Raw genomic sequence first — 13089 nt, forward strand, 5'->3', positions numbered from 1 at the left:
TCTCAATCATGCGAGTTCCATCAGACCAATAACTTAGACTAATTTTATACAGATGAAACATCAGCCAATATCATCATTGCAGGAATTCAGGGATAAACTAAGCAAGTATCCCGACTTATTCCTTTTCGTTTATAAAAAAGGGGCTCAACAAAGCGATTGCGCACTTGTAAATCTCGAATCGCTTGCCAATGAAACCATAAAAACCCCGGTATTCTCAGTAAACGTCGCGGAAGTACGTGATGTTCACCTGACGTACGGAATTACCACTGCACCTGTTATTATAGAATTCAAATCGGGTAAACCCGGGCGACGTCTTAAAGGTTGTCATCAACCGGAAGCATTGGAAAGTTTTTTCAAACCTTCGTCGGTAACCGCCGAAACAGAAGACGGCAAAAAACAAAAGCAGGTAATTATATACACAACACCGACATGTTCGTGGTGTCGCACGCTAAAAGACTATCTGAAGAACAACCACATCAATTTCAGGGAAATAGACGTCTCAAAAGATGAAAAAGCAGCAACCGAAATGGTTAAACGCAGCGGACAGCAAGGGGTTCCGCAAAGTCTGATTGACGGACAGATGGTGGTTGGCTTCGATCGCTACAGGATTAACACCCTTCTGGGAATTAAAGGATAACAAATTTTTATTGTCTAACAACCAAATTTTAAATGAAAGATGAAAGAGTTACAACCAATTAATCAAAATGTTCTGCTGGAACTGACAGAAGACAATGCCGAGCAAAAAACAGCATCAGGGATTATTATTCCCGACAGTGCCAAAAGTAAAGAAAGGACTGGCAAAGTAGCAGGTATTAGCAACATCGAAAATCCGGAAATTGCTGTTGGTGATACGGTGCTCTACAAAGAGTTCTCTGGATCAGAGCTCGAATTTGAAGGAAAAAATTATTTATTGATTCCTTATTCCGACATTCTGGGGAAAGTAGTTGAAACAGATAGTATCTGATTTGTTGACTTTCTAATTTTTTTTGACGTTTGACAATTCATTAGAGCGTGACTATAAAGTCGGGGAAAAGTTCTTACCAAATCATGTGTCTGTTCAGAAAGTGCCAGTTGCAAGGCTTGCGAAGCCGCCAAAAACGGATTTTACTCTTCGTAAATGAGTATTTTGGCGGCAATCGTAACACAGCAAATGGTACTTTATGGACAGACACTAATTATTCCATGAGTGCAGTCTAAAAAGTCTTTTGACCCCTAAATCCCCTAAAGGGGACTCTTTCAAACTGCTGATTTTTAGCAGTTCCCCTTTAGGGGTCAGGGGTAAAAATGTTAAAAACCAGCAGTTTGAAGGCTTTTTATACTGCACTCATCTATGTTCATTTCATCTTAAATCTTATATCTAAAAATCTGATAATCTATTAAGGCTATCTTTGCCATGCTCGTTTCATAAAGGGGCTGCCAAACAGAAGCAGCCTCTTTTTTTGGACGGTCATTCACATTCAGCAACAGATCGTTAGATTTATTAATCGAATATGTAAGACAGATGTTGTGTCGCCTCTCTTTGAAGAGTGAACAAAAATCACATTTTATCTCTGAAACAATTACTAAATTGCACCATGAAATGAATACCTGAAAGAACACCAAAAAACAACCTTTTATGAGTTCACCGATTGTACCACACATTACTTCGGAAATAGGAGAGATTGAAGCTGTTATTCTGCACACCCCCGGCCCCGAAGTGGAAAACATGACACCAGGAAATGCCGAAAGAGCTCTTTATAGCGACATTCTAAACCTCCCTGTGGCAAAAGAGGAATACTTCCAACTGAGTGCTGTATTGGAAAAGCTGACAAAAACCTTCCAGGTAAAAGATTTGCTGACCGAAATACTGGAAGACAAAGACATTAAAACTTCACTGGTAGAAAGAATCTGTACACACGAAGGCGTCCTCAACATAAAAGAAGACCTTCTTGCTCTTGACCATAAAGAACTGGCGTCTCAGCTCATTGAAGGAGTTGCCCTGAAGCGTGATTCACTGACTACATTTCTGTCCGATGAAAGATATGCACTCCGGCCGCTACATAATTTCTTTTTTACCCGCGACGCATCGGTTACGATTTTCAACGATGTGATGATCTCTAAAATGGCTAATAAGGTACGAGAGCGTGAGTCCATTATTATGGATGCCATTTTCACCTATTCGCCTCACTTCAAAACCAGCACCATTAACCCCATGAGTACGTGGCACGTGGGAGAAGAAACCCACATTGAAGGTGGAGACATACTCATTGCCAGAGAAGATATACTCATTATCGGAAACGGCGCCAGAACATCAACACAGGGGATCGACTTCTTAGCAGACCATCTGAAAAAGCACAATGGTAAGAAACATATTGTCGTACAGCAATTACCCAAAGCCCCGGAATCGTTCATCCATCTGGATATGGTCTTTACACTGCTCGACAAGGAAACCTGTCTGGTTTATGAACCGATGTTCGGACATGAAAACAACTACGCAACCATACTGATGACTATTGAAAACGGTAAGGTGCTTAATATTTCGAGGCAATCCGGATTGCTTCAATGTCTGGAACGGTTAGGCATGAAACTGAAGCCTGTTTCCTGTGGAGGTGACGATTTGTGGCAACAGGAACGAGAACAATGGCATAGCGGGGCCAATTTTTTTGCAATTGCCCCGGGGAAGCTAATGGGATATGCCCGTAATGTGCATACTCTTGAGGCTCTGCAAAAAGAAGGTTATTCTGTTATCAAAGCAACAGATGTAATCAAACGAAAAAATAAACCTCGCCAACTACGATAAATTTGTTGTCACCATTGAAGGATCAGAGCTCCCCCGCGGCGGTGGAGGGGCGCGGTGCATGACCATGCCCGTACGCAGAAAAAAAGTAAATTGGTAAGAGGGTATCTAATAATTCTTTGGAAAAAACTGAATTCAATCCCTGATGTCTCAAGTATCGTTTTTTAGTTAGTTATACAGCGGTACGCGAAGCACATCAAAACTTGTCCCCCTCCTTCGGGAGAGATTCACAGAGAAAAATGGATTTTCAGACAGCCTCTTGTTACACCACCTCTTTTACTATCGCGGCTGCCTCCTGAAGGGTTATGGCCGAGCGTACTTTCAGTCCCGAATCGTCAATGACCTGCTTGCCCTGTTCCGCATTTGTGCCCTGAAGCCTGACTATAACAGGTACATTTATATTCCCCAGTTTTTTGTAGGCTTCCACAACACCTGATGCCACCCTGTCGCAGCGGACTATTCCGCCAAAAATATTGATTAAAACAGCCTTCACCGAAGGATCATTAAGGATGATTTTTAGTCCGGCTTCAACTGTTTCGGCATTCGCCCCACCGCCAACATCCAGAAAGTTGGCAGGTTCACCTCCCGACAGTTTAATAATATCCATTGTAGCCATAGCAAGGCCGGCACCATTGACCATACATCCTACATTACCGTCAAGCTTGACAAAATTAAGATTGTACTTTCCGGCTTCGACTTCAGCAGCATCCTCCTCTTCCACATCCCGCATTTCGGCCAGATCCGGATGCCTGAAAAGTGCATTATCATCAAGGTTTACTTTAGCATCAACAGCCAGAATTTTTTCATCCGTCGTCTTGAGTACCGGATTTATTTCAAACAGGGAAGCATCGACCCCACGATATGCTCTGTAAAGAGATGTCACGAAACCGATCATCTCCTTAAAAGCATTGCCCGCAAGACCAAGATTGAAAGCGATCTTTCTGGCCTGAAAAGGAAGTAACCCAACCCCGGGATCGATCTCTTCTTTGAAAATAAGTTCAGGGGTTTTATCCGATACTTCTTCTATATCCATACCACCTTCCGGCGAGTACATAATGGTATCACGACCGGTTTTCCGGTTCAGCAACACGCTCATATAATACTCCTCTTTCTGTACCGGGCCAGGGTAATAGACATCCTGGGCCACAAGAATTTTCCGGACCTTTTTCCCTTCTTTCCCGGTTTGATGTGTCACCAGTTGCATTCCGATCATCTCCGACGAAAGTTTTTCCACATCTTCAATGCTCCTGGCCAGTTTTACACCTCCGCCTTTACCACGACCTCCTGCATGAATCTGGGCTTTCAAAACCCACCAACCGGTACCGGTCTGTTCCTGTAACTGCCGGGCAGCTTCAAGTGCTTCTTTGGGACTATGAGCTAATATCCCCTCCTGAATAGGCACTCCATGTTGTTTAAGAATAGCCTTGGCCTGATATTCATGAATATTCATCCGTATATAATTTATTTATTAAGGTCGAATGGAACTCGCATGTAAGACTTTATAAATATTCTTGTTGTGGTATGCCTTGTCAGTCCCGTTTTATCTTACATCTTACCATCTTAAATCTAAAATTCTATTTAAACAAACCTTGTCATGCTCGTCTCATTCGTATAAAACTTATCCAAGTCATTGGTCGAATCAACTAATTTACTAATCACAATATCTTTCACTAATTTTGCGCCAATTCGAAAATAAGTTTCACATGCGCAAACTAAAACTGGACGAATTGGGCCGTATATCGGTCAAAGAATTCAAAAAAGTAGCCAAAACCCCCATCATTGTAGTACTCGACAATATACGGAGTCTGCATAATGTGGGCAGCATATTCAGAACTTCGGATGCTTTTCGGATCCGGTCGGTTTTTCTATGTGGCATTACAGCAACCCCGCCACATAAAGAGATTCATAAAACTGCGCTTGGCGCAGAAGAATCTGTTGAATGGCATTATTTTAATAAAACAACCGATGCAGTAGAAATGTTGAAAAAGGAAGGATTTTTTCTGATAGGCATTGAACAAACGGATGAAAGCATAAGTTTGCCGGCATTCGAGCCTGATATGACAAAAAAATACGCCGTATTTTTTGGAAATGAAGTTAAAGGTGTCGATCAGAGAGTAATTGACGAATGCGATATGTGTTTGGAAATTCCGCAGTTCGGTACCAAACATTCATTTAATGTTTCCGTTTCGGCAGGTATTGTTTTATGGGAATTAGCCGGTAAAAGACTGTTTTCTGATTAACGAAAAAAGGGCAGTGCATCGGCACTACCCTTTTAAAAATATCCTAAGAAAATTGTTACTGAACAATTTCTTTGAATGAAGCATCTTCGAAGTAACGACCGAACTCCATATCGGTAGCTGCAATTTCTTTAAAACTACTGTCAAGCTTCACTGCTTTTTCAAGCTCATCGAAAAGCATATCGGTATCATTCTGACGTGCACCAATAATTGCTTTCAGATAGTGCTTAAGAGCAACTTCGCCTTTAATGGCATTCAATGTAGCCAGGGCAGCATCGTAATTACCATTAAGCAATTTAGCCAAAGCAGCATTGCAATTGGTTGCATTTCCGAAATAACGGACAGCCTCGTCGTAGTTACCATTGTATATGGCCAATACACCAAGGTTGTTATCAAGAGCAGCACCTGCTCCGGCAGCTGAATCGAAATATTCTTTAGCAGCTTCAAGGTCGTCTTCCTGGAGAGCAATAACACCAAGGTTGTTCAACACTTCAGGCTGATTGGCTTTCATTTCGTTGGCTTTCTCAAAGGCCACTTTGGCACCTCTGATATCACCCTGACGGTAGAGCACAACACCAATATTGTTTTGAGCTCTCCAGCTATTAGAATGTTCAGCCAGAGCAGACTTGTAAATACTAAGTTGTTCTTCCAAATCGTCTGTAAGTGTAGCAGCATAAAGCAGTTCTTCCAGACTCAATTCGGAAGGAGAATCCATTGCCAATTCAGAGATTTCATCATCGGACTTACCAATCACTTCAACGTTAACCTTCATAACGGAACGACGAAGTTCAGGAAGAATTTTATCGGCCAAAACCTTATAAGTTGCAGCCATGTTTTTAATCTCTCTCTCACGAACTTCGGGGTCGCTGTAAGTAGAAAGAACACGCAGGATCAAATCTTTTTCTTTAATATCACTTTTTTGAACAAGTTCTTTAAAACCTTCCCAATCTTCAGGCGTGTTTCTCAACTCATAGAAATCCTCTTCCAAAGCGGCTTTAACCCCTTCTTTTTTAAAGACACCGTCGAGATAACCCTTAGCCGAATTCTGACGCTCTTCTGCCAAACGGGTGTTAAGATCAAGCGGGCCGTCGGGTGAAGCATAAGCTGAGATATTAGCTCCTTCGAATTCTTTGTTCTCTGCTGCTTTGGCCGCTGCTATAAACTCCTCAAGGGTTTTGATGTCCTTCTTTGTCAGTTCGGAGCGACGAACGTTAGAACGCTGAATGACATAATGAATGTCAGCTTCGCCGGTCTCCGGGGTAATGCGTTGGAAGTTGTCTTTTCCCAGGCTGGTCATGGCACCCTTTTTACCCAAAAGCTGAGAAGTGGCGATAACACCTTCTGCAATCTTTACAGGTTCGAAATCGAGAGAAGTACCTCCGCGGGTCGCAGTAATGCGAACAACCAGGTCCGAAACACGCATGTTCTCATTGTAGTCAACAGTCCCTTGATAGGTAAATTGACCACCATTGGCATAAGAAATCACTTTAGCATTGCCATCAACGCTCTCGCCCTGAAGATGGTAGGGCGCATAAGCTGTTTCTCCGCCTTCATAAACCAAAACCGGAGTGGCTTCGATCTCGGTTTTTTTGTCGAAATATCCGCCCGGAATTTGCACTTTAATGGTAACAGGAACCTGACCACCGTGTGCTTCAAGCACTTCAGGAGTCACAGTATAATTCACATCAGGTGCGTTGTCTTTCATCTTATCCAGGCCAGAGCAACTCGCCAGCAACGCGGCAAGTGCTACAGTTGCAAAAAGATTAATCCTTGTTCTTTTCATAATGTTAACCGAATTATTTGTTCTTGAATAAATCCTATCTTCTATACAAATTTAGGAATGTTTTTAATAAATAAAACCCATTGCCTATGTTTTATTGCAAATATAGGCAATCGCTGAACTTTATCAAGTAAAAAAGCAGTTTAACTACATTTTTTAGCCGGATTAATTCATGAGTTCTCGTAATGAGTTGCTCAAATATTAAGAAATACATGTACCCGCAGATAAAACCGAAGAAAAGAATAATGCATTATTTTCGAGCCGGTTTCATTGAGGGCGCTTGTATTTCGCCGATAGTCGGGCATTGTAACAGAAAATTCATGAACAGATCAGATTGGTATCGACGTTCCAGACAATCAATTATCTGTTCCCAAAACAGCTATCAAAATAGATATTTTTTATCAGATTCCCAAAAAAATAATTCACTAATTCAGAATAAGTTATCCCAAAGTGGTCCATTGGCCTTTAGAATAGCGCATATTTCGCATTTTCAGTCGCCAATGTATTCATCCGTATAAAATTTATTTATTAAGGTCGGATAGAACTCGCATGCAAGAACTTATACATATTCTGATTGTGGCAAACTTTGCCATGCTCGTTTCATCCGTATAAAATTAGTCTAAGTTATTGGAATGATGCAATTTATTATGCTTTAATTGATATAAGATTCTTCGCTCCGCTCAGAATGACAGACTGTCTAATGTCATTCTGAGGAGGTAACGACGAAAAATCTGTTACCTGTTTTTGGTTTCTTAGATGATTAAAGGTTAATTATACATGTTCTTTTGTGACAATTTTTGTCATGCTCGTTTCATCAGGTAAAAAATAGTTCAATACTTTGGCTCAATACCCATATTATAGAACGTAAACGCATACATATCGGTTAGTTCTTCGATTACTTTAGAAACGGGCTTACCTGCTCCATGGCCGGCCTTTGTCTCTATACGTATGAGCACAGGATTATCTCCCTTATACTTTTCCTGCAGGGTAGCGATGTACTTAAACGAATGTGCAGGGACCACACGGTCGTCATGATCGGCGGTAAATACAAGTGTGGCAGGATAGTCAACACCCGACTTAATATTATGCAATGGAGAATAAGAATAGAGATATCTGAACATTTCCTCACTCTCGTCGCTCCTGCCATAGTCGCTTGCCCAAGCCCATCCTATGGTAAACCTGTGGTACCGTAACATATCCATGACACCGACAGCGGGAAGTGAGACGGCAAAAAGATCGGGTCGCTGATTAACAACGGCACCAAGCAGAAGTCCACCATTTGAACCGCCTCTGATGGCAATTTTGTCGGGATTGGTATAACCCATATCTATCAGTTTTTCCGCTGCCAGAATAAAATCATCAAAAACTCTTTGCTTGTTCATCCTTGTGCCGGCCTGGTGCCATTCTTCACCATATTCTCCTCCACCCCTGATATGCGCATTGACATAAACGCCTCCGTTTTCAAGCCAGGGAACCAGGCTGATCTGGAAACCAGGCTGATAAACAATGTTAAATCCACCATAACCATAAAGCATTAACGGATTATTCCCGTCCAACTCAATTCCTTTCTTGTGAACGATGTGCAAAGGTATCTGTGCACCATCATCAGCTTCCACAAACACCAGTTTGGTAACATAATTCTCGCCATGGAAATCGACATCAGGCTCGAAAATAACCTCCTTTTCGCGGGTTTCGAGATCCAGATTAATAATTTGTTCCGGGATGTTATAAGAGTCGTAGGCATAAAAGGCTTGATTGTCTTCACGGATGGTCTGAACTGAACCAGCTGACCCATGACCGGGCAATTCAACCTCATATTCCTTTTCCCCTGCCAGATTATACACAAAAAGACCGGATTCAGCATCGATCATATAATGGAGTATTGCATAGGATTTTGAAAGAGAAACGCCGTTCAGTACGTTCCCGGTTTCAGGTATCACCTCTTCCCAGTTATCTATATGAGGATTCTCAGGGTCAAAAGCCATGATGCGGTAACGTGGGGCTTCATAATCGGTCAGAATCCAGTATTTCCCGTTAACGGTTCCGATATAATACGAATTGTTTTCATAAGTAGTGTCGGCAACAAGCCAGTTATCATCGCCTGTTTTCTTTATCATCAAAGAGTTATTATTGGTACCACTACTACCAAACAAAATGATATGTTCATCATCATCGTCAACTTCGGCTCCGTAATTACGGAGCGGATTCTCATTGTCCTTAAATATCAGGTTGTCATCATTCTGATTGTCACTTATCTTATGATAAAACACCTGTTGAAATTCATTCACATTAGTCAATTCTTCGCCTTTTTCGGGTTCATCATAACGGCTGTAATAAAAACCTTCTTCACCGAGCCATGAAATTCCTGAGAATTTCACCCACTTCAAGTGATCATCGAGGTCTTCACCGGAAGCAACGTCTTTAACATATATCTCCCGCCAGTCGGAACCGCCTCTCGACAGGGCATAGGCCATATATTTCCCGTTCTCAGAAATACTGTAATCGGCCAGAGCAACTGTCCCGTCTTCCGATAATTTATTAGGATCAAGTAGTACTCTTTCTTCTCCGTCGCGTCCTTCCTTAACATAAACAACCGCTTGATTCTGAAGTCCGTCATTTTTCGAATAAAACCAGTATTTACCTTTTCGCGAAGGCGTTCCTTGTTTTTCGTAATTCCAGACCTCTTTTAACCTTTCCTCTATCTTGTCACGGAAAGGAATTTTTTCGAGGTAATTGCTGGTAACCTCTACCTGTGCTTCAACCCATTTCCGGGTTTCTTCGGACTGGTCGTCCTCAAGCCAGCGGTAAGGGTCTGCCACTTCGTGACCAAAATAAACATCAACGGTGTCAACCTTTTTGGTTTCGGGGTAATCGGGTTTTCCGAGTCCTTTTTTACAGGAAAAGAATGTTGCCATAGCAAACAATAGCAGGTAAAAAATCAGATGTTTCATCCGTATAAAATTTATTTATTAAGGTCGGATGGAACTCGCATGAAAGAACCTATACATAAACTGATTGTGACAAACCTTGTCATGCTCGTTTCATCAGTATAAAATTAGTCTAAGTTATTGGTCTGATGCAACTCATCCCGACTATCGGGACTCATCTTATCATACTTTAATTGTTACTATATAATTACAGGATAGAGTCTTCCCTCCGCTACCAATGACAGGCTGTCTAATGTCATTCTGAGGAGGCACGACGAAGAATCTGTTCCCAATATAAATGTACTTTCTTTTTGATATCATGAGCCAGGTCTAAAATGCATATTTTTGCCAAACTCAACTATCAATACAACCTGTTCTGCTTTTTGATCTTTCGTTCTTTATTTTTCCCTGCAATCCAGCCAATGAGCATCCCGATAAAAGCGCCCGTAAACAAAACACCGCCAATTACGACGCCGGCGACAACAACAACAGTTATGAGCGCACCAAGAATCCCCACCAAAATACCCATCAGAACAAAACGGGATAACCAAAGGCCTTTAGGGAAAACTCTATGTTCGGTTTTCAAATGCCGGACACTTTCTTCCAGTTCAGCCTGAAATTTAACCATCTCGGGGGCATCGGTTTTCATCCATTGTCCCAATTCAAAACTCATCTTATCAAGCTCTTCGAAATGCTGAGCACATAACGCGCACTCTGATTTGTTTGCTTCCAGATGATGCATTAACCGTGGAAACGCTTCCAGGCTATAAAACCTGATGCTTTCTCTGGGTGCTCCTTTTAGTCTGCTGCTAAGTATTTCGTACCACTGCTGAATGGTTCTGTAACGCCCCATAACTGCACTTTATTATATGAATGAAACGAGCATGGAAAAGATTGCCACAATAATAACATGAACAAATCTTACATGCAAGTTCCATTCGATCAATAATTTAAGTAAATTATATATTGATGAAATAGTTTTCATCTTTAACATTAAAAGATTAGCTTCCTGAAAACTCTTCAAGAAGCATATTTCCAATACAATGATGTAAGTTAAGCAAAACAGCTTAAAAAACAAAATCCCCACCGGTACAAGTAAATACCGTTGTGGGGATTAAATATAATAAAAAACATCCGTCATTCGGACATTCACTATTTTCTTTCAGGCTTTGGCAGCAAGACTCTTCTCGAAAGTTTAAGCTTTCCTGAACGTTCGTCAATATCAATCAGTTTTACATCAACCATTTGTCCTTCTTTGAGAACATCCTCTACTTTATCGATCCGTCTCCACTCTATTTCTGAGATGTGCAATAATCCGTCCTTACCTGGAAGAATCTCAACAAAAGCGCCAAAAGGAACAATTGATTTCACCTTACCGCTGTAAATTTTTCCGATTTCAGGCACTGCAACAATAGACTGGATACGAGCCAGGGCCTTATCGATTCCTTCTTTGTCACTAGACGAAATATCTACAATACCATAATTTTCATCCTCGTCGATAACAATACTGGTATCGGTTTCGGCCTGAATTTCCTGAATAATTTTACCGCCTGGGCCAATAACAGCACCGATCATTTCCTTAGGTATTTTTATTGAAACAATGCGCGGTGCATGAGGCTTGTAATCAGCCCTTGGCTCACTGATGGTTTCGGTTATCTTATCAAGAATATGTAAACGACCGCGGCGTGCCTGCTCCAGCGCTTTTTCAAGCACTTCATAAGAGAGCCCGTCTACCTTAATATCCATCTGGGTGGCAGTAATGCCATCACGTGTACCGGTGACTTTAAAGTCCATATCTCCCAGGTGGTCTTCATCACCCAAAATATCCGAAAGCACCACATACTTGTCACTGTCTTTGTCGGTAATAAGCCCCATAGCGATTCCGGAAACCGGTTTTTTAAACTGAATTCCGGCATCCATGAGGGCCATGGTTCCGGCACAAACCGTCGCCATTGAAGAGGAACCGTTTGATTCAAGAATATCGGAAACAACCCGAACCACATAGGGCAATTCTTCAGGCATCATCCGTTTCAAGGCACGATGGGCAAGATTTCCGTGGCCAATTTCCCGACGACCAACCCCCCTGTAGGGTTTGGGATCGTTAGTGGAGAAAGGCGGGAAATTATAATGCAACAAAAACCGGTCTACACCTTTCACTAACACATCATCCACGATCTTCTCATCAAGTTTTGATCCAAGGGTAACTGTAGTCAGCGACTGAGTTTCACCCCGTGTAAAAATGGCAGAACCATGCGGCCCCGGCAAACAGTCTACCTCGCACCATATTGGACGTATTTCATCCATGGCACGACCGTCGAGTCGAACATTTTCATCGAGCATTACACGGCGTACAGCTTCTTTCTGTACGTCATGAAAATAGCGTTTAATAAGTGCTTCAGGTATTTCGTCTTCTTCGGTATTATAATTGTTTTCAATAAACTCTTCGACAATTTTATCGAAAGCTTCTGTCCGCTCCTGCTTATTAGGATTAGCAGCACGTGCAATCTCCCTGGCTTTATCATAGGTATCATTCCACACTTTTTGCCGCAATTCTTCATCGTTCTCTTCATGAGAATATTCTCTCTTTTCGGTTGCACCAACCATTTCTGCCAGCTCAATTTGAGCATCACATTGAACTTTAATTGCTTCATGTGCAAATTTCATTGCTTCGAGCAGCTCGGCCTCGGAAACCTCATCCATTTCCCCTTCAACCATCATAATATTCTCTTTCGAAGCAGCCACGATAAGGTCCAGATCGGCCTCCTTCAGCTCCGATGCGGGAGGATTGATTTTGAGCTCCCCTTTGATGCGGGCTACTCTCACTTCGGAAATGGGACCTCCGAATGGAATATCAGATACGGCAAGAGCTGCAGATGCAGCAAGGCCGGCTAAAGCATCGGGAGTACTTTCACTGTCGGCAGAAATAAGACTGACACTAACAAAAGTATCGGCATGGTAGTCTTCCGGGAAAAGCGGACGCAATGCACGGTCAACCAACCGGGATACCAGTATTTCGTAATCTGAGGGACGGGCCTCTCTTTTCTGGAAACCACCGGGAAAACGGCCGGCGGCAGAAAATTTCTCTCTGTAATCGACGGAGAGTGGCATAAAATCGACATCGGGTTTTGCTTCCTTTGCAGAAACCACTGTTGCGAGCAAATAGGTATTGCCCATTCTAACAACTACCGACCCGTCGGCCTGTTTGGCCAACTTTCCAGTTTCAATGACAATCGACCTTCCATCTCCAAGGTCGATACTTTTTTCAATCGGCTTAATCATAAATTAAATCTCTATTTTTCTTACAATCTCTTAGTCAGCCCCAAAGATAGACAATATCTACGATTCAACACTTACAATAAAGGATTTTTT

10 protein-coding genes are annotated in these 13089 nt (G+C 42.1%); 5 read left to right on the plus strand and 5 right to left on the minus strand.

Annotation, left to right across the window (positions count from 1 at the left end; genetic code table 11):
• The first annotated feature begins 52 nt into the window (after positions 1-52).
• From ATH1_RS0116135 to ATH1_RS22505, 4 genes are all read left to right on the plus strand, one after another.
• The gene (locus tag ATH1_RS0116135; protein WP_010424246.1) at positions 53-637 is read left to right on the plus strand and encodes a thioredoxin family protein; all 585 of its coding nucleotides are present in this window, start codon (positions 53-55) and stop codon (positions 635-637) included.
• 39 nt (positions 638-676) lie between these two features.
• The gene (locus tag ATH1_RS0116140; protein ID WP_010424247.1) at positions 677-964 is read left to right on the plus strand and encodes a GroES family chaperonin; all 288 of its coding nucleotides are present in this window, start codon (positions 677-679) and stop codon (positions 962-964) included.
• Between the two features lie 651 nt (positions 965-1615).
• Entirely contained in the window at positions 1616-2779 is a 1164-nt protein-coding gene (locus tag ATH1_RS19815; protein ID WP_010424248.1) for an arginine deiminase, read from the plus strand.
• A 13-nt stretch (positions 2780-2792) separates the two neighbouring features.
• Complete coding sequence (locus ATH1_RS22505) at positions 2793-2876, plus strand: hypothetical protein (RefSeq protein ID WP_280959774.1); 84 nt, start codon at positions 2793-2795, stop codon at positions 2874-2876.
• A gap of 162 nt (positions 2877-3038) precedes the next feature.
• Here the strand turns inward: ATH1_RS22505 and sucC are convergent, their stop codons facing one another.
• The gene (sucC, locus tag ATH1_RS0116150; protein ID WP_010424249.1) at positions 3039-4226 is read right to left on the minus strand and encodes an ADP-forming succinate--CoA ligase subunit beta; all 1188 of its coding nucleotides are present in this window, start codon (positions 4224-4226) and stop codon (positions 3039-3041) included.
• A 253-nt stretch (positions 4227-4479) separates the two neighbouring features.
• Here sucC and ATH1_RS0116155 point away from each other — a divergent pair, with 253 nt between their 5' ends.
• On the plus strand, positions 4480-5016 hold the full coding sequence (locus ATH1_RS0116155; RefSeq protein ID WP_010424250.1) for an RNA methyltransferase: 537 nt from the start codon (positions 4480-4482) through the stop codon (positions 5014-5016).
• A gap of 55 nt (positions 5017-5071) precedes the next feature.
• Here the strand turns inward: ATH1_RS0116155 and ATH1_RS0116160 are convergent, their stop codons facing one another.
• From ATH1_RS0116160 to ATH1_RS0116175, 4 genes are all read right to left on the minus strand, one after another.
• Positions 5072-6796 (minus strand): tetratricopeptide repeat protein, encoded by a 1725-nt coding sequence (locus ATH1_RS0116160; protein WP_010424252.1) that lies wholly within the window; start codon positions 6794-6796, stop codon positions 5072-5074.
• Between the two features lie 827 nt (positions 6797-7623).
• Entirely contained in the window at positions 7624-9744 is a 2121-nt protein-coding gene (locus tag ATH1_RS0116165) for a prolyl oligopeptidase family serine peptidase (protein WP_010424254.1), read from the minus strand.
• 337 nt (positions 9745-10081) lie between these two features.
• Positions 10082-10573: a hypothetical protein gene (locus tag ATH1_RS0116170; protein ID WP_010424256.1), complete on the minus strand. Its 492-nt coding sequence runs from the start codon at positions 10571-10573 to the stop codon at positions 10082-10084.
• A 299-nt stretch (positions 10574-10872) separates the two neighbouring features.
• Positions 10873-12999, minus strand: coding sequence for a polyribonucleotide nucleotidyltransferase (locus tag ATH1_RS0116175; protein WP_010424258.1), 2127 nt, complete (start codon positions 12997-12999; stop codon positions 10873-10875).
• Positions 13000-13089 lie beyond the last annotated feature (90 nt).

Source organism: Anaerophaga thermohalophila DSM 12881, from assembly GCF_000191885.1.
GTDB lineage: Bacteria > Bacteroidota > Bacteroidia > Bacteroidales > Marinilabiliaceae > Anaerophaga > Anaerophaga thermohalophila.